General features: G+C 63.6%; 18 protein-coding genes and 2 pseudogenes. 12 read left to right on the top strand and 8 right to left on the bottom strand.

The genetic code is table 11. The annotated features are described in order from the left end of the window. The 6 genes and pseudogenes from MOV74_RS11895 to MOV74_RS11920 all read left to right on the top strand — a co-directional run. Positions 1-147 (top strand): annotated as a pseudogene (locus MOV74_RS11895) (SAM-dependent methyltransferase); the annotation flags it as partial. 138 nt (positions 148-285) lie between these two features. Continuing rightward, positions 286-846 (top strand): LemA family protein, encoded by a 561-nt coding sequence (locus MOV74_RS11900; protein WP_246921807.1) that lies wholly within the window; start codon positions 286-288, stop codon positions 844-846. 32 nt (positions 847-878) lie between these two features. After that, complete coding sequence (locus MOV74_RS11905) at positions 879-2,111, top strand: M48 family metallopeptidase (protein ID WP_246921809.1); 1,233 nt, start codon at positions 879-881, stop codon at positions 2,109-2,111. Positions 2,112-2,318: 207 nt separating this feature from the next. Beyond that, on the top strand, positions 2,319-3,071 hold the full coding sequence (locus MOV74_RS11910; protein WP_246921811.1) for a hypothetical protein: 753 nt from the start codon (positions 2,319-2,321) through the stop codon (positions 3,069-3,071). Between the two features lie 62 nt (positions 3,072-3,133). Continuing rightward, positions 3,134-3,802, top strand: a complete 669-nt coding sequence (locus MOV74_RS11915; protein WP_246921813.1) for a hypothetical protein — start codon at positions 3,134-3,136, stop codon at positions 3,800-3,802. 85 nt (positions 3,803-3,887) lie between these two features. After that, positions 3,888-4,220, top strand: a complete 333-nt coding sequence (locus tag MOV74_RS11920; RefSeq protein WP_246921815.1) for a GIY-YIG nuclease family protein — start codon at positions 3,888-3,890, stop codon at positions 4,218-4,220. A 12-nt stretch (positions 4,221-4,232) separates the two neighbouring features. On the opposite strand, the gene MOV74_RS11925 is transcribed toward MOV74_RS11920, so the two are convergent. The 5 genes from MOV74_RS11925 to petA form a co-directional block, all read right to left on the bottom strand. After that, positions 4,233-4,772 carry an adenine phosphoribosyltransferase gene (locus MOV74_RS11925; RefSeq protein WP_018323310.1) on the bottom strand — a complete coding sequence of 180 codons (540 nt, stop codon included), beginning with the start codon at positions 4,770-4,772 and terminating at the stop codon, positions 4,233-4,235. Positions 4,773-4,781: 9 nt separating this feature from the next. Further along, positions 4,782-6,947 (bottom strand): anthranilate synthase component I, encoded by a 2,166-nt coding sequence (locus tag MOV74_RS11930; protein ID WP_246921817.1) that lies wholly within the window; start codon positions 6,945-6,947, stop codon positions 4,782-4,784. 407 nt (positions 6,948-7,354) lie between these two features. Beyond that, complete coding sequence (locus tag MOV74_RS11935) at positions 7,355-8,029, bottom strand: dienelactone hydrolase family protein (RefSeq protein ID WP_128924116.1); 675 nt, start codon at positions 8,027-8,029, stop codon at positions 7,355-7,357. Between the two features lie 298 nt (positions 8,030-8,327). Then, positions 8,328-10,400 carry a cytochrome b/c1 gene (gene fbcH, locus MOV74_RS11940; RefSeq protein WP_246921820.1) on the bottom strand — a complete coding sequence of 691 codons (2,073 nt, stop codon included), beginning with the start codon at positions 10,398-10,400 and terminating at the stop codon, positions 8,328-8,330. Positions 10,401-10,462: 62 nt separating this feature from the next. Then, entirely contained in the window at positions 10,463-10,993 is a 531-nt protein-coding gene (petA, locus tag MOV74_RS11945; protein ID WP_246921823.1) for a ubiquinol-cytochrome c reductase iron-sulfur subunit, read from the bottom strand. 278 nt (positions 10,994-11,271) lie between these two features. Here petA and MOV74_RS11950 point away from each other — a divergent pair, with 278 nt between their 5' ends. The 5 genes from MOV74_RS11950 (at position 11,272) to MOV74_RS11970 (ending at position 14,771) form a co-directional block, all read left to right on the top strand. Next, the gene (locus MOV74_RS11950) at positions 11,272-11,730 is read left to right on the top strand and encodes a tRNA (cytidine(34)-2'-O)-methyltransferase (protein ID WP_246921841.1); all 459 of its coding nucleotides are present in this window, start codon (positions 11,272-11,274) and stop codon (positions 11,728-11,730) included. An 18-nt stretch (positions 11,731-11,748) separates the two neighbouring features. After that, positions 11,749-12,381, top strand: coding sequence for a 7-carboxy-7-deazaguanine synthase (gene queE, locus MOV74_RS11955; protein ID WP_246921826.1), 633 nt, complete (start codon positions 11,749-11,751; stop codon positions 12,379-12,381). A gap of 134 nt (positions 12,382-12,515) precedes the next feature. After that, complete coding sequence (gene hemF, locus MOV74_RS11960) at positions 12,516-13,403, top strand: oxygen-dependent coproporphyrinogen oxidase (RefSeq protein ID WP_246921828.1); 888 nt, start codon at positions 12,516-12,518, stop codon at positions 13,401-13,403. Further along, complete coding sequence (locus MOV74_RS11965; protein WP_246921830.1) at positions 13,394-14,152, top strand: HAD family hydrolase; 759 nt, start codon at positions 13,394-13,396, stop codon at positions 14,150-14,152. Before hemF ends, MOV74_RS11965 begins: the two co-directional genes overlap by 10 nt. A gap of 418 nt (positions 14,153-14,570) precedes the next feature. Then, positions 14,571-14,771: a YodC family protein gene (locus tag MOV74_RS11970; protein ID WP_246921833.1), complete on the top strand. Its 201-nt coding sequence runs from the start codon at positions 14,571-14,573 to the stop codon at positions 14,769-14,771. Between the two features lie 205 nt (positions 14,772-14,976). On the opposite strand, the gene MOV74_RS11975 is transcribed toward MOV74_RS11970, so the two are convergent. After that, positions 14,977-15,495 (bottom strand): hypothetical protein, encoded by a 519-nt coding sequence (locus tag MOV74_RS11975; RefSeq protein WP_246921835.1) that lies wholly within the window; start codon positions 15,493-15,495, stop codon positions 14,977-14,979. Between the two features lie 518 nt (positions 15,496-16,013). On the opposite strand from MOV74_RS11975, the gene MOV74_RS11980 reads away from it, so the two are divergent. Beyond that, positions 16,014-16,430 carry an SRPBCC family protein gene (locus tag MOV74_RS11980; RefSeq protein ID WP_246921837.1) on the top strand — a complete coding sequence of 139 codons (417 nt, stop codon included), beginning with the start codon at positions 16,014-16,016 and terminating at the stop codon, positions 16,428-16,430. A 13-nt stretch (positions 16,431-16,443) separates the two neighbouring features. On the opposite strand, the gene MOV74_RS11985 is transcribed toward MOV74_RS11980, so the two are convergent. Both MOV74_RS11985 and MOV74_RS11990 read right to left on the bottom strand, forming a co-directional pair. Then, positions 16,444-16,791 (bottom strand): hypothetical protein, encoded by a 348-nt coding sequence (locus MOV74_RS11985; RefSeq protein ID WP_246921839.1) that lies wholly within the window; start codon positions 16,789-16,791, stop codon positions 16,444-16,446. A gap of 718 nt (positions 16,792-17,509) precedes the next feature. Continuing rightward, positions 17,510-17,867 (bottom strand): annotated as a pseudogene (locus MOV74_RS11990) (sulfite exporter TauE/SafE family protein); the annotation flags it as partial.

The following is a 17,867-nucleotide window of genomic DNA, read 5'->3' on the forward strand; positions in this document are numbered from 1 at the left end:
CCGCCGGATGTCGGCAAGGCCGAGATCACGGCGAAGCTCTGCACCGGGGCTGGGGTCGCATTGGCGAAAGTCCCGCGACGCGACAAGGCGGCCTATGCCGACGCCCGGCGCTGGCGCTGGGGCGACGCGATCATGTCCGAAAGTTAATTTCGCTGGCCTCTCTTGCCTTGAACTCGAGCGGCTTCCCATTCGACCAAGTCTTACCTCCCCTTTGCGCCGGGCTCTCGCTTCGCGCCAATTTGGTCTACCCTAGCGCCCGCCTTCTTCCCCCTTCAGGAGTTCTCCATGTCGACCGGCTGGATCGTTCTCGGCGTCATCGTCGTCCTCGTGTTCCTGGCGTTCAGCGCCTACAACCGCCTGGTGGCGCTGAGCCAGCGTGTCGGCCAGGCCTTTGCCGATATCGACGTGCAGCTCAAGCAGCGCCACGATCTGATCCCGAACCTGGTGGAGACCGTGAAGGGCTATGCCTCGCATGAGCGCGGCACGCTCGACGACGTCATCAAGGCGCGCAACTCGGCGATGTCGGCGCAGGGGCCGGCGCAGGTGTCCGCGGCTGAGAACCAGCTCTCGGGTGCGCTCGGCCGGCTGATCGCGCTGTCGGAGGCCTATCCGGACCTCAAGGCCAACGCCAATTTCCAGCAGCTCGCATCCGAGCTCTCCGACCTCGAGAACAAGATCGCGGCGAGCCGCCGCTTCTTCAACAACGCGGTCCAGGAATACAACACCGGCATCCAGCAGCTGCCTGCGGCCCTGTTCGCCGGCATGTTCGGCTTCACCAGGAAGGACTTCTTCGATCTCGGCGCCAGCCGCACCGAGGTCGAGGCGACGCCTCAGGTGAAGTTCTGATTTGAGCCGATAGGCCGGCAGGGCATCGCGTCATGGCCGCGTATGGTCTCTACACGCACATCGCCTCGAACAAGTTTCGTTCGATGCTGCTGCTCGCCGGCCTGTTCGCGCTGGTCTACGTGCTGGTCTATGCCGGCGCGCTGGTCGCCGAAGTCGTCATCAACGGCAATGAGACCGTCGTCTATTATCTGAGGCGCGCCCTCCACGATCTGATCGTGGCCGCACCGGTTGCGACGATCGTGGCGGCGGTCTGGATCGTGATCGCCTATTTCTTCCACCAGTCGATGATCGACGCGGTGACCGGCGGCCACGACGTCACCCGGCAGGAAGAGCCGCGGCTCTACAATCTGCTCGAAAACCTCTGCATCTCGCGCGGCATCACCATGCCGAAGCTGAAGATCATGGAGAGCCCGGCGCTGAACGCGTTCGCGACCGGCCTCAATCCGCGGCAATATTCGATCACCGTCACCACCGGTCTCCTCGATGCACTTGATGACAAGGAGATCGAGGCGGTGCTGGGCCACGAGCTGACCCACATCAAGAACGGCGACGTGCAGCTGATGGTCGTCGCCGTCATCATCGCTGGCGTGGTCGGCTTCTTCGGCGAATTGTTCTTCCGCCTGTTCACGAATTTCAACTGGAGCTCCGGCGGGGGATCGTGGTCGTCGGGATCCTCTTCATCCTCGCGATCCTCCTCGTCATCGAGCGACAGCAAGAGCTCCGGCGGCGGTGCGGTGATCGTCATCATCATCGCGGTCGTGCTGATCGTCGTCGCCTGGCTGTTGTCGCAGGTGGTGAAGCTCGCACTATCGCGCTCGCGCGAATATCTTGCCGACGCAGGCTCCGTCGAGCTGACCAAAAATCCGGACGCCATGATCTCGGCGCTGCGCAAGATCGAGAACCGCGGCGAGCTGCCGGGCGCGACCTCCGCGGTGATGGAGCTCTGCGTCGACAATCCGCGCGAGGGCTTTGCCGATTTGTTTGCCACTCATCCGTCGGTGCAGTCCCGGGTCGACGCGCTGGTCAAGTTCGCCGGCGGCCATGATTCCGGTCCGTTGCCGCCGCCGGGCTATGAGGAGGAAGAACCAGAAGCGCAAGCCGATCAGCGGGATGCGCCGCCACCGCTGCGGCAGGGGCCTTGGAACGATGCAGGCGGCTCGACCAACCCGCCGCCGGCGCCAGCACCCAGCCCCGCCGGAACCGCAAGCAGCAACCCGATAGGCAATCCCATCGGCAATCCCATGGGACCTTGGGGCCGCCATTGAGCACGTCATTGGACGCCACGCGCGGCAGGTTTGATTGCGATTGGGAAAAACCTCGGGAATTGCCGTAACTGGGGCCTGCGGAATTGAATTCTCCCTTGTTTCTGCCATGTTCGCGCCCAACAGCAGACTTGGGACATCCTTCGGACATCGATTTGGGGCCCGGCCGATTGCGACCTCGCGATCGGGGGCGCGCGTTAGGGGACAGCAATGGCAAAGCCGGCAGTGGTTGTGGTGGGCGCGGACAAGGGCGGGGTCGGCAAGACCACGGTATCGCGCACCCTGCTCGATTATTTTTCCGCCAACAACGTGCCGACGCGCGCCTTCGACACGGAGTCGCCGCGCGGAACCCTGAAGCGCTTCCACCCCGATATCACCGAGATCGTCGACATGACGACCACGTCGGATCAGATGAAGATTTTTGACACGCTCAACGCTGTCAGCCCTTCGGTCACCGTCATCGACGTCCGCGCCGGCCTGCTCTCGCCTGCACTGGCCTCGTTGCGCGACATCGGCTTCCTCGACGCCGCCAAGGCCGGCCAGATCACTTTCGCGGTGTTCCACATCCTGGGCCCCTCGATCGCCTCGCTGGAGGAGATCGCCGAGACCGCGGGCTTCATGACCGGCGCGAAATATTTCCTGGTGAAGAACTTCATCAACGACACCCAGTTCTTCCAGTGGGACCAGGCGACCTATAATTCCTACTTCCACCGTATCAAGGACGCGACCGAGCTGACCATCCCAAAACTCAACGAAATGGCCTATGAGCAGGTCGAGGTGTCCTCCGTCCCGTTCCTGAAATTCGTCGCCAACAAGGGCATCAACGACGATGCCGCGAACTATTCGTTCGTGCTGCGCGGCTATGTCCGGCACTGGCTGGCCAACGTCTGGAGCGAGTTCGACCGCATCCGCCTGACCGACATCGTCGGTTCGAAACCCGCGACCCGCAACAGCGAAAAATAGTTGCGAACCCCGGGCGGATACGGCTGGATTGGGCGGTGAGTTCGCTCAGATAATAGTTCGTGATGCCCGCGACGCCCGTCTACATCATCTGTTCGCCCCGCCCGCAGGTCGGCAAGACCCTGCTGGCGCGGCTATTGAGCGAATTCCTGCTGCTCAAGAACGGCAACGTCGCGGCCTTCGACGTCAATCTGAAGGAGCCGTCGCTGCTCGACTATCTGCCGGGGATCACCGAAACCGCCGACGTGATCGACACCTACGGCAAGATGCAGCTGATGGACCGCGTCATCGTCGATGACGGCCTCGCCAAGGTAATCGACCTCGGCTTCCACGCCTTCGACGAGTTCTTCAAGATGACCGACGAGATCGGCCTGTTGAAGGAGGCAGCGCGCCGCCATGTCGCGCCTCAGATCCTGTTCATCGCCGACACCGACCGCGTCTCACTTCGCGCCCACGAGATGCTGCGCGGACAGATCCCGCGCATGAATCTGATCACGGTGGACAACGAATATGTCGTACGCGGCGAGCTGCCGGCCGCGATGGCGGGCGGCCGGCTGTTCCGCCTGCCCGCGCTGCCGGGCTTCCTCAAGACCTATATCGACCGGCTGAACTTCTCCTTCACCGGCTATCTGCGCCAGGAGAAGGATTCGTCCACCGAGCTGCATCAGTGGACCCGACGCAATTACCTCGCCTTCCGCGAGCTCGAGCTCAGCCTGATCCTGCAGCGGTCTTGAATATTTTACCCGGGTAATATTGACAGAAGACAAGGCGGCCGCTACTGGGATTGCGCAGCAACGTCCCTCAACCAGGCCCGTCACCATGAGCATTGACCGGAAAGCAGCGATCGCCGCCTACAAGGAGCGAAAGACCATCGCGGGCATCTTCGTCGTGCGCTGCGCCGCCTCGGGCGAGGCTTGGGTCGGCCAGGCGCCGAACCTGGAGACGATCCAGAACCGCATCTGGTTCTCGCTACGCCAGGGCAGCCACACGTGCCGCAGCCTCCAGGCCGCCTGGAGCACGCATGGCGAGACGAGCCTCACCTTCGGCGAATGCGAGCGCCTGGACGACGAGGAGAGCGCCTATGTCAGGAACGCGCTTTTGAATGAGCGCATGCTGCATTGGCGGGCGGAGATGAAGGCCGAGATGATCTGACCGCAGCGGCGGTCAGTGCCCCTCGAACGTCATCAGCGTGCGCACCGGCACGTCCATGGCGCGCAGCTTGGCGGCGCCGCCGAGCTCGGGGAGGTCGATGATGAAGCAGGCGGCGACGACGTTGGCGCCGATCTGGCGCAGCAGCTTCACCGCGCCTTCGGCGGTGCCGCCGGTGGCGATGAGATCGTCGACCAGGATGACGCGCTCGCCGGGCTGGATCGCGTCGACATGCATCTCCATCTCGTCGATGCCGTATTCGAGAGAGTAAGCGATGCGCACGGTGGTGTGCGGCAGCTTGCCCTTCTTGCGGATCGGCACGAAGCCGGCCGAAAGCTGGTGCGCCACCGCGCCGCCGATGATGAAGCCCCGCGCCTCCATGCCGGCGACCTTGTCGATCTTGTTGCCGGCCCAGGGATTGACGAGCTCATCCACTGCGCGGCGGAACGCCCGCGCATCCGCCAGCAGGGTCGTGATGTCGCGGAACATGATCCCCGGCTTGGGATAGTCCGGAATGGTGCGGACGCTCGCCTTGATGTCATGGTCGAAGGTCATTGGTGCCTCTCAATCAACGCGCGCATCCAGCCGGAACGCATTCTCGACAATACGTAGTCCCACCTCATTGCCGAGCGACATCAGCGATTCCGGGTGGAATTGCACGCCGGCGATCGGCAGGGTCTTGTGCTCCAGCGCCATGGCGACGCCGTCCTCGGTGCTGGCGGTGACGGACAACACCTCCGGCATGCTGTCGCGCTCGACAAAGAGCGAGTGATAGCGGCCGATGACGATCTCGTTCGGCAGATTGCGCATCAGCCGCCCGCCGCGCACCTGCACCCGCGAGGGCCGGCCGTGGGCGGGATGCGTGAGCTGCCCGAGCTCGCCGCCGAAATATTCACCGATTGCCTGCACGCCGAGGCAGACGCCGAACACAGGCAGCTTCTTCTCCAACGCCGCGTCGATCGTTTTCTTGATGGCAAAGTCCTCAGGCCTGCCGGGCCCCGGCGACAGCACCAGCAAATCCCACCTCTTCCGCTTCAGCATGTCGAGCGCGTGCACATGCCGGACCACGGTGACGTCGGCGCCGACCTGGCGGAAATAATCGGCGAGCATGTGCACGAAACTGTCGTCGTGGTCGATCAGCAGCACTTGCTTGCCCGAGCCGGTCGCATCCGGCGCGAAGGTCGACAGCGGCTTTGGTGGATCGCCGCGCAGTGCCTGGAACAGGGCGGCGGCTTTGACCTGGCACTCGCGATCTTCCGCGGCGGGATCGGAATCGAATAGGCAGGTGGCGCCGACGCGCACTTCGGCCAGACCATCCTTCATGCGGATGGTGCGGATGGTGAGGCCGGTGTTGATGCTGCCGTCGAAATTCACCGCACCGATCGCGCCGGCATACCAGCGGCGCGGCGAGCGCTCGTGATCCTCGACGAACTGCATCGCCCACAGCTTCGGCGCACCGGTGACGGTGACGGCCCAGGCATGGGTGAGGAAGGCATCGAGCGCGTCGAAGCCGGGGCGCAGCATGCCCTCGACGTGATCGACGGTGTGGAACAGTTTTGAGTAGGTCTCGATCTGCCGGCGCGCCAGCACCTTGATGGTGCCGGGAACGCAGACGCGCGCCTTGTCGTTGCGGTCGACGTCGGTGCACATGTTAAGCTCGAACTCGTCCTTCTCCGAGTTCAGGAGCTGGCGGATCTGCTCGGCATCGCCGATCGCATCAAGGCCGCGCGCGATGGTGCCCGAGATCGGGCAGGTCTCGACCCGGCGTCCGTCCGAGCGCACGAACATTTCCGGCGAGGCGGAGACGAGAAACTCTCCCTCACCCAGATTCATCAGCGCGCCGTAGGGCGACGGATTGATGACGCAGAGGCGCTGGAACACTTCGGCCGGCGAGCGGTCGCAGGGCTCGGCGAACAGTTGCCCGGGCACCGCCTCGAACAGATCGCCGCGGGCGAAAGCCGCGCGCGCGGTCTCCACCGTGGCCCGATATTCGCCGGGCGCGTGATCGGCAAAGCCTTGGCGCGGCGTCTTCAGGTACGGGCTCTCGGCCGTCTCGCGCGGCAGGCCCTCGGTGGACTTGCCCTTCCAGGCGAAGTCGTAGCTCAGCACGACGCCGCGGCCGGTGGCGCGGTCATAGGCAAGAAGGCGATCGGGCACGTAGAGCACGATGTCGCGCTGGTCGCTCTCGCGTGCGCGCTTCTGTACGAGATCCTCGATCTGGAACACGAGGTCGTAGGCGAAGGCGCCGAACAGGCCGAGCAGCCCATCGTCATTGGCGGAGAAGGCGGCAACGAGATCACGCACCAGCGACATCACGCTGGCACGGCGCGTGCGCTGGTCCTCCTCGACCGGGGCGTCGCCGCGGATGATGTGGCCGGCCAGGCGCGAAGCGGTCTTCTCGGAGATCACCACGCAGGGTTCGCGCAGGACGTCGGTGAGGAAGGCGATCAGCACCTGCCCGCGCGCGTTCAACGCTTCCAGCTTGAAATTGACGCCAGTGGTCTCGAGCTTGAGCGGCGGATCGGAGAAGCCGAGGTCAAAACTCTCGTAGCGGCCGGGCACGGTCGTGCCCGAGGACAGCACCACGCCGCGGCGGCGGTCGAGCAGGCTGATGAGATCGTCGAGCCGGTTGGCGCCGCCGGTAAACTGCTCGGCCACGCGCGTGATCGCAAGTCCTGCGCGGGTCACATAGTCGCTTCGGGCCGGGAGGGCAAAGACTGTCCTGTTCATGTCGTCCTCTTACGAAACTTGCCGAGGGAACGCCACACAGGACAAACGATCAGGCCGCCGCACTGCGTTGGCGACCTCAGACGATTTGGGAAAGGAAAATCGCACCGGCCACCTCGTTAGGAGGTGCGCCACCAAAGACGGGCTGGGCGGACGGCGGTGCTCATGGGGCGATACTCACCATGGCCGGGAGGCGGCGTCAAGGGTTTGGCCATTCCTCCCAGAGCTCGTCGTCCCGGACAAGCGAAGCGCCGATCCGGGGCCCATAACCACAGGATGGAGTTTGGCGAAGACTCGGAGTGACATTTCCCGTAACCACAAAATCCTGTGGTTATGGGTCCCGGCCCCCCGCGCGCAATTGCGCGCTAGGCCGGGACGACACCGAAATCGTGGCGCCGTCGCGGGCACTATCACCCTAGATGCTTCCGGAAAAACTCCGTCGCCCTGCCCCAGGCGAGCTCGGCGGCTTCTCGGTCGTGCACGGCCTGGCGCTGCTCGTTGACGAACGCGTGCTCGGCGTCATAGCGGAATAGCTCGAGCGACTTGCCCGCGGCCTTCATGGCCTTTTCGAAGCCATTGACCAGCTCCGGCGTGCACCAATCGTCCTTGTTGGCGAAATGGGCCTGGAGCGGGATCTTGACGTCGGCGGGCTTGGCCGCCTGCTCGGGCGGGATGCCATAGAACACGACGCCGGCCGCGAGCTCCGGAATCTTGGTCGCGCCGATGATGGTGACGGCGCCGCCGAGGCAGAAGCCCGTCAGGCCGACCTTGGCGCCGTTGCGCGACAGGTATTGCGCGGCGCCGCGCACGGTCTGCGTGGTGGCGTCCATGAAGTCGAGCGAGTTCATTTCCTTGTTGGCGGAATCCGTATCGTGATACGGCACCACCTTGCCCTTGTAGAGATCGGGCGCCAGCGCATCGAAACCGGCCAGCGCAAAGCGGTCGCACAGGCCCTTGATCTGGTCCGACAGCCCCCACCATTCCTGGATCACGACCACGCCCGGCGCGTTGCCGCGCGCGGCGTTGGCGAGATAGCCCGAAGCGTCCTTGCCGTCCGGGCGCTTGAAGGTGATAGCGGTTCCCATGGTGTCCTCCGATGAGTTTTGGGGGAGCGATTGGCGGCATTTTGGCGGGTGAGCGGCAGATAGGCAATCGCGCCAAACAACACACTCTCGTGCCCCGGATGCAATGCAGCGCGCCCCTGGCGATGCGAAAGCATCGTCCAGTGCGGCGTGGCGCGTTGCTGATCCGGGGCCCAGCGGCGAGCACGCTGGGTCCCGGCTCTGCGCAGCAGCCTTGCACGCTGCAGCGCGTCCGGGACACCGGCGACGCCAACAAAAAAGCCCCCTTGCGGGGGCTTCTTCATTTCTCGTCTTACGCCGCTCAGTGGGAGCTGGCCCAGACCTTCTTCTTGGTGAAGTACATCAGACCCGCGAATAGGATCAGGAACACGAAAACCTGAAATCCGAGGCGCTTGCGTGCTTCCATGTGCGGCTCTGCGGTCCACATCAGGAACGTGGTGACGTCCTTGGCATATTGCGCCACTGTGGCGGGCGAGCCGTCGTCGAAGGTGACCTGGCCATCGCTCAGCGGCTTCGGCATCTTGATGGCGTGGCCGGGGAAGTATTTGTTGTAGTAAGAGCCCTCCGGGATGGTCACGCCTTCCGGCGCCTTGTCTTCGTAGCCCTGAAGCACCGCCGCGACGTAGTCCGGGCCCTGCTCCTGATACTGGCTGAAGAAATCGATGATGAACCAGGGGAAGCCGCGCTTATACGAGCGCGCCTTGGTGATCAGGGAGAGGTCGGGCGGCGCAGCGCCGCCGTTCGCCGCACGCGCGGCCTGCTCGTTCGGGAACGGCGACGGGAAATAATCCGCCGGGCGCCCCGCACGCTCGAACATGTCACCCGCATCGTTCGGGCCGTCCTTGACCTTGTACTCGGAAGCGAAGGCTGCCGCCTGCGCCACTGAATAGCCTGGTCCGCCTGCTTCGGCGAGGTTGCGGAAGGCGATGTAGGACAGGCCGTGGCAGCTGGAGCAGACTTCCTTGTAGACTTTCAGGCCGCGCTGCAGCGCGCCACGATCGAACTTACCGAAAGGGCCCGAGAACGACCATTTGTTGCCCGGAGGCGTGTCGCTGCCTTCGGACGCCTTCGCACTGTCGATCGAGCCCGCGAACAACGAACCGGCGAGCGCCAGCATGATCGCGGTCGAGACCATCGGCGTCGACCTGCTCCCGGTCTTGGCCAGGACCGCATCCGAGATCGAGTTCGGCACCGGCCGCGGCTTCTCGATGCGCGAGAGCAGCGGCAGCACGATCAGGAAGTAGGCGAAGTAGCAGACCGTCAGGACCCGGCCGGCAACGACGTAGATGCCTTCCGGCGGCTGCGCGCCGAGATAGCCGAGCAGGATGCAGACCACGACGAAGATCCAGAAGAACTGCTTGGCGAGCGGGCGATACTTCGACGACTTCGTCTTGGCGGCATCCAGCCAGGGCAGGAAGCACAGGATGATGATCGCCCCGAACATCGCGATGACGCCCGCGAGCTTGTTCGGGATCGAGCGCAGGATGGCGTAGAACGGCAGGTAATACCATTCCGGCACGATGTGCGGCGGCGTCACGCCCGGGTTCGCCGGAATGTAGTTGTCGGCGTCGCCGAGATAGTTCGGCATGTAGAAGATGAACCACGCGTAGAGCAGCATGAAGCAGGCCACGCCGAACATGTCCTTGATGGTGGCATGCGGCGTGAACGGCACCGTGTCCTTTTCCGTCTTCGGCTCGACGCCGTCAGGATTGTTCTGGCCGGCGACGTGCAGCGCCCAGACATGGAGCACCACGACGCCCGCGATCAGGAACGGCAGCAGGTAATGCAGCGAGAAGAAGCGGTTCAGCGTCGGGTTGCCGACCGAATATCCGCCCCAGAGAAGCGTCACGACGCTCTCGCCGACATAGGGAATGGCGGAGAACAAATTGGTGATGACGGTGGCGCCCCAGAAGCTCATCTGGCCCCACGGCAGCACGTAACCCATGAAGCCGGTCGCCATCATCAGCAGGTAGATGATGACGCCGAGGATCCACAGCACCTCGCGCGGCTCCTTGTACGACCCGTAGTAAAGGCCGCGGAACATATGGACGTAGACCGCGACGAAGAACATCGAGGCGCCGACCGCGTGCATGTTGCGCAGCAGCCAGCCGTAGTTGACGTCACGGACGATCAGCTCGACCGACTTGAAGGCGAGATCGGCGTGCGGCGTGTAGTGCATCGCCAGGATCACGCCGGTCAGGATCTGCATCCCCAGCATGAAGGAGAGGATGGCGCCGAAGGTCCACCAATAGTTCAGGTTGCGCGGGGTGGGATAGGCGACGAACGACGAGTGCATGAGGCCGAAGATCGGCAGGCGCCGCTCGATCCATTGCAGGGCCGGATTGCTCGGCTGGTAGTCGGATGGTCCGCTCATGATGCGATCCTGAGGAAATAGTACGACGAGACGGCGCGAAGCTTCGGACGAGGGTCCGAGGCTCAGCCGATCTGGATTTTGGTGTCGGAAACGAACTGGTACGGCGGCACCGGCAGGTTCGCGGGCGCGGGCCCCTGGCGGATGCGGCCGGACGAATCGTACTGCGAACCATGGCAGGGGCAGAAGAAGCCGTCGTAGCTGCCTTCATGAGCGATCGGGATGCAACCGAGATGGGTGCAGATGCCGATCACGACCAGCCACTGCTCGTGGCCAGACTTGACCCGGGCCTCGTCGGTCTGCGGATCGGGCAGGCTCGCCACGTTGACGGCGCGCGCCTCGTCGATCTGCTTCTTGGTGCGGTGGCTGATGTAAATCGGCTTGCCGCGCCAGAACACCTTGATGTCCTGCCCTTCGGCGACCGGGCTGAGATCGACCTCGATCGGCGCACCTGCGGCGATGGTCGAGGCGTCAGGATTCATTTGGGAGATGAAGGGCCAGAGCGCGGCTGCGCCCCCCACTGCTGCAGCTGCCCCGGTTGCAACGAATAAGAAATCACGGCGTGTCGGATGGTCCGCCGAAGACGCTGTCGTCACGATTCCAACCCTTTCTTCTTGTGCAGCCGGTGGAACCGCTCCAGGGGGCGCCCATGAGGTCCCCGGAAAGGCTGCCGGCGCCCGCGGCCCCCCGCGGCGGCAGAACTTCGCTCATCCACCTCTAAACAGGCGAAACAGCAGTCCAGAATCGTTCTATTGGCACCCTTGCCGGGCGAGCGCAAGCCCGCTATCGGCGCGGGAGCGTGCAATGCACGAATTCCCGGGCAGGCGATGTTTTATTGAGACATTTCCGCCCCGCAACCAACCCGTCGCCCATGATGCAGATAGCGCTTTTCCAACCCGACATCCCCCAGAACACGGGCACGATTCTCAGGCTCTGCGCCTGCCTGGGACTGGCCGCCCACATCATCGAGCCCGCGGGGTTCCCGGTCTCCGACCGCGCGTTCCGCCGGGCGGGAATGGACTACCTCGGCCATGTCAGCATCGTCAGGCACGACTCCTGGCAGACATTCGAGGACTGGCGCGCCTTGCACGGCTACCGCCTGCTATTGTTCACCACCAAGGGCGCCACCGACTATCGCGATTTCCGTTACCAGACGTCGGACATCCTGCTATTCGGACGCGAGAGCGCCGGCGTCACCGACGCGGTGGTCGAGGCCGCCGATGCGCGGCTGGTGATTCCGATCAAGGCGGGGCTGCGGTCGCTCAATGTCGCCATGACCGCGGCGATGGCCGCCGGCGAGGCGCTGCGGCAGATCCGGGCCCTGCAAGTCTGACAGGTTGAGGAGAGACGATTGAGTTACGCGGTCAAGGAAATCTTCCTGACCCTGCAAGGCGAAGGCGCCCATGCCGGGCGCGCGTCCGTGTTCTGCCGTTTTGCCGGCTGCAACCTCTGGAGCGGGCGCGAGGCGGACCGCATGGATGCGACCTGCAAGTTCTGCGACACGGATTTCGTCGGCACCGACGGCACGCTCGGCGGCCGCTACGGCTCGGCCGCGGAACTAGCCGACACTATCGCCGCGCAATGGACGGCATCCAATGCCAACCGCTACGCGGTGCTGACCGGCGGCGAGCCGCTGCTCCAGGTCGACGCCGCGCTGATCGAGGCGCTCCATGCGCGCGGCTTCGAGATCGGCGTCGAGACCAACGGGACGATCGAAGCGCCGGAGGGGCTCGACTGGATCTGCGTCAGCCCCAAGGGCGGCAGCGAACTGGTGCTGCGCCAGGGCCACGAGCTGAAGCTGGTCTATCCGCAGGCCCTCGCCGCCCCTGAAGCCTTCGAGGATCTCGCCTTCGAGCGCTTCTCGCTGCAGCCGATGGACGGACCCGAGGTTGTCCAGAACACCGCGCGCGCGATCGACTATTGCCTGCGCCATCCGCAATGGCGGCTCAGCGTGCAGACGCATAAGACGCTCGGCATCAGATAGGGACAGGTTTTGTAGGGTGGGCAAAGCGTAGCGTGCCCACCATTCGAGATGACGGTAAAAGACGTGGGCACGGCGCAAGAGCGCCTTTGCCCACCCTACGGCACACTCCGCTTAGGACGCGACCGGGAATGCACATGGACAATTCGACGATCGAAGACCGCAAGGCCCGTGCCCGCGCCTGGTTCGAAGCCTTGCGCGACGACATCTGCGCGAGCTTCGAGCGGCTCGAGGACGACGCCCCACAAAGCCTCTATCCGGGCGAAGCCGGCCGCTTCAAGCGCACGCCTTGGCAGCGTACCGACCATACCGGCGCGGCCGGAGGTGGCGGCGTGATGTCGATGATGCATGGCCGGCTGTTCGAGAAGGTCGGCGTGCACTGCTCGACCGTGCACGGCGAGTTCGCGCCGGAATTCCGGGCTCAGATCCCCGGCGCCGCGGAGGATCCAAAATTCTGGGCCTCCGGCATCTCGCTGATCGCGCATATGCGCAATCCGAACGTGCCGGCCGTGCACATGAACACCCGCTTCGTCGTCACCACCAAGGCCTGGTTCGGCGGCGGCGCCGACCTCACGCCCGTGCTGGATCGCCGGCGAACGCAAGAGGACGCCGACACGATCGCCTTCCACGCCGCGATGAAGCAAGCCTGCGCGCAGCCGAACGACGTTGCCGACTACGACAAGTACAAGAAATGGTGCGACGAGTATTTCTACCTGCCGCACCGCAAGGAGGCGCGCGGGATCGGCGGCATCTTCTACGACTGGCACGACAGCGGCGACTGGGACGCCGACCTCGCCTTCACGCAGGACGTCGGCCGCGCTTTCCTGAACATCTATCCTGACATCGTCAGGCGCAATTTCGCGAGCGCCTGGACCGCTGCGGACCGCGAGGAGCAATTGATCCGGCGGGGCCGTTATGTCGAGTTCAACCTGCTCTATGACCGCGGCACCATCTTCGGGCTCAAGACCGGCGGCAATGTGGACTCGATTCTGTCGTCGATGCCGCCCGAGGTGAAATGGCCATGACGACGATGCAGCCCGCCTCCAAGCTGCTCCCCCGCGCCATGCTGATTGACATGGACGACACCATCCTGTCGGCCTATGGCCGGCCGGAGATCGCCTGGAACACGATTGCGAACGAATTTGCCGAGGAGCTGGCGCCGCTGCCGCCAGCGCTGGTCGCAACCGCCGTGCTCGCCTTCGCGCGAAACTTCTGGGCCAATGCCGAAGCCGCATGGCGGATGAAGCTCGCCGAGGCGCGGCACCTGACGGTCAAGGGCGGTTTTGCCGCGCTCGCGGCCGCCGGCCATCGCGCCCTCTCCGACGATCTCGCCGTTCGCCTCGCCGACCGCTTCACTGCCTATCGCGAGGAGGAGATGTTCGTCTTCCCCGGCGCGCATGAAGCGATCGACGAATTGAAGGCGCTCGGCATCAAGCTCGCGCTGGTGACCAACGGTGCCGCCGACACCCAGCGCGCCAAGGTCGAACGCTTCGAGCTGGCGCACCGCTTCCACCACATCCAGATCGAAGGCGAACACGGCTTCGGCAAGCCCGAGGAGCGCGCCTATCTGCACGCGATGGAGGCACTCGGCGTCACCGCCGAGGACACCTGGATGATCGGCGACAATCTGGAATGGGAAGTCGTGACGCCGCAGCGCCTCGGCATCTATTCGATCTGGATCGACGTGCATGGCGACGGCCTGCCCGAAGGCTCGACCGTCAAGCCTGACCGCATCATCCGCTCGCTGACCGAACTGGTGCCGGGCCGGCCCTGACCAGGGCCAAACAAAAAACTGAAAAACAACCCCATGCACAGTAGCCGGCCGCTGCAAAATCAAGCACTTGCGGTTTTTTCGAAATCCATTTGACGCGTCGGGCAAAACAGGGGTTGTCGAAATTTGCGATGGGACAGCTTCCGTGTCAGTGCATCCGCCCGCTCAGCGCGCCGTGATGCATTTGGGATGAGGCGCCTGCTGCTGACCAGCAGCCAGTCAGCATGACCGATTAGCGACTGCGGGCTTCTCGGCCTGATAGCGTCGATCGCGGTCTCTTCTGATTTGAACAGACTTCATAGCCCCCTCCGCTCCGCCAACCCGTCGGCGGAATTTCCCGTCGTGGCTGGCCTGCGTGATCGGCCCGTCATGACCGCTTGCTAGGTTCCCTTCCAAGTCGATCACTCGAAAGGAACAATCCATGGAATTGAAAGCCGGCGATGTGGTGATGCTGAAATCCGGCGGCCAGCCGCTGACGGTTGCGGAGGTGAAGGAGAACGACGTGCTCTGCCTCTGGATGGGCATGGAAGGCGACCTGTTCCGCGAAACGCTGCCGCTGGCCGCGCTCGTGCAGGTGGAAGAGGAAGACGAAGAAGAGGAAGACGACGAGGACGAAGAGTAGGCACGACCAAGACCGCATCCTGGTCAAGCCGGGCAGTTCGGCTCCGGCGCGCCTGATGTCCGTTTCTGCGCCAATAGCGGCGCAACAGCGGACATCGTGGATGTCGTGGAGGGGCAGCAGGCGACTTCCACGCTTCTCGATCCGTATCACCAGCGTTTTGGGCCGTGCCTTGTCACGCACTGACCCTCGCAGGTTCGAGATGCTGCTAGCGGAAATTACGTGCGTTGAGCGGGTGCTTGTGATTGGGCACCGGGCCGAATTCGCTGCGTGCTGCAAGTGGAAGCGTCTTTGTCGAGCACTGAACCATGTTGGTGCTGAGATTCAGGTCGCAGTCGTCATAATCCAGCGTCACGCGTCGCTTGCAGCTGTTCTTCAAGCTGTACCAGTTGACGCCGGTAGCTTTCGGCCAGGCCTTCTCTACGACGCACTGGCTTGGATCGGATTGTGCAGCCGAACTCACTGCTCCCACCGGTCGAACTCCATTTGGAGGTGCTGCGGCGATGGGCTTCGCGACGGGAGTGGCAGTCGGACTAGGCTGTGTTCTATCGACGCCGAGGATGTCTGCCGTCACGTTCTTCGCTGCAGAACCAAGATCCCGGGAACGAGCGTTTGCCGGCACCGCTCCGATGCGGACAGCGGTGGCAGCACCGCCATTTGTGGACATGGACTTACCATCCGGCTCGAGCGTGTAGTTCCATGTCCCTGCGCTGTTCGTATAGGTCAATACGTTTCCCGAGCAGGTCCACGTCCCCTGAACACAGGCCGGGTGCTCGCTGCACAGCGCTCTGCCGTCGGGGAGTATCGTGCCTCTGTTGCCGCTCCCCGAGTGTCGCCAGTCACCGATAAACTTGGCTGCGCAATTCGATGGTGGAGCGGCCTCTGCAACGGCGGCGCCGGCAAGTAAGAACGAAAGAATCAATAAATATCTCATTGCATTGCCAAGGAATGAGGTTGGGCCATAACGACCCCGAATGGCGTGCTCCCAAGAACGGCGTCCTCAGATGACGATGACCCGTCATGATGGAGATGATTACAGAAGGAAGCGACGGCTTTCGCAAGGGCTCAACCCATCCTACCCACTCTTTTGTATTTTTTGACACGTTGACGGCTCGACCATGTCGGCACGAGCTAGTCTCGACCGTCCTTGGATGGACACTTCTCGGAAGTGCCGTGGATGGACCCTGCAAACGTGAGGTGATGTCGTCACCTCGAGCTGTCGAAATCGAACTGGAGCAATTGCCCATGAGGATCACCGTCGAAACCAGCGTAGCGGCCCCTATCGATCAGGTCTGGCGGGCCTATACGACGCCGGCCGACATCGTGAAGTGGAATACCGCGTCCGACGACTGGCATACGACCAAGGCTACGGTCGAGCTACGAGAAGGCGGTGCCTTCTCGTCCCGGATGGAGGCCAAGGACGGTAGCATGGGCTTTGACTTCGCCGGCACCTACACGAAGATCGTCGAACACAAGCGGATCGAATACGTGTTCGGCGATCGAAAAGCCGAGATCGAGTTCGTACCCGGTCCGAATGGGGTTGTCGTCCGGGTCGTCTTCGATGGCGAACCAACGCACTCGGTCGAGCAGCAGCAAGGCGGTTGGCAGGCGATCCTCGACAACTTCGCACGATATGTCGAGGCGAAGCAGAAAAAGTCGTGAGGAGCCCGCTGCTCTACTTCTTCAGGATGCCAGGGTTGGTGTTTCCAAGTTGCCGGACGGCGGCGTCTGCGGCTGGAGTGTTGTACGTCGGGCGAGACCCACCGCTATCCTGATCAGGAGCCGCCGCGCCGAGTTTCTCACCCGTGGTGCGGTGGCTTTTGGCATTGGACGTGTTGGGGCCTGGCGAACCGCCTGTTCCGTTGAGCGTGGTACCGTTCGAAAGCGTCGACCCTCCTGTGCCGCTTGTCCCGGTTGCACCGCCAGCGGATGACGAACCACCCGAACCGCCTCCTGAACTCTGCGCAATCGCGAACGAGATGCCGCCTAGCAGGATGGCCGCCGTGATTGCAAAAAGCTTCATCCTTCCCCTCCGTTTATCACCGGCAAGTTTTCGAGAGCCGACGAACGTCTCGCCTTGAAGGCTCGCAACCTAGTGCCGTCGCACGAACCAGGCGCCAAGAAGAAATGCGACAAGGAGCGAGCGCAAAGGCGCCTTGACAGTTGTCTCGCGCAACTGGTCAGCCCATCTCATCGCGAGGTCCGACGAAGACGGCCGACGGCTCGCTCTTTCCCGCGGCAAGGCCGACGCTCGGCCGGACGTCTGCTCGACAGCACTGGGCTCGTTCGTCAGCCCGGACGCTTCCGTCATTGCCGAGGCTTCCTTCATATCCATGCGCGTCCTCCCATGTCGTTGACGAAGCAACCTGGTCCGATCTCCCTGGTTCCTCTCCGCAACACCTTGCGCGGTGAAAGGCTCCGCTGGAACAAAGCCCCCTTTGCCTTGATTGCACTTCCAATAATGGACGGCCTACCGGTTCCTCCAACCTCTGACACGGCGGGGAACGCAACCTTGCAGGGCCATTCGGCATTTACATCGCATGCAGCGCATAGCGATAATCGCGTTCATGTTTGCACTGGCCACAATGCTCGCACGCTGGGTCGGTGACAGCGACGTGCATACCGCGAGTCACGGCGAGCCCGACAAGACCGCGACCGTCGGACAGGCGCATTGACCACCATAAAACGAACGACGAACGAACCATTCCTTGCGATTCATTGTCGTCGCTCAGCCGAGATATCTACGCGACGAACTGCCTCGCTGCCGCCGAGATCATCACCAGCCCGCCGGTGATGACGGCTACATCCAGGATCGCGGTGTGGATGTGCACCGGCATCCGCTCGACGAAAGCCTTGGCGAGGAACGCGCCGGGGATCGCGATCGCGCCGATCAGCAGCGCGAAGGCGAGCACCTGCGCGGTGACGGCGCCGGCGAGCCCGAACACGGAGATTTTGATGAGGCCGGTGCCGAGCGAGATCATCGCGTCGGTGGCGATCACCGCGGCGCCCTCTAACCCTGCGGCCATCAAGAGCGAGAGCAGGATCACGCCCGAGCCGGAGGTGCCGCCAACCAGCACGCCATAGCCGACCGAGCCGGCG

It is taken from the genome of Bradyrhizobium sp. SHOUNA76, assembly GCF_023006445.1.
GTDB lineage: Bacteria > Pseudomonadota > Alphaproteobacteria > Rhizobiales > Xanthobacteraceae > Bradyrhizobium.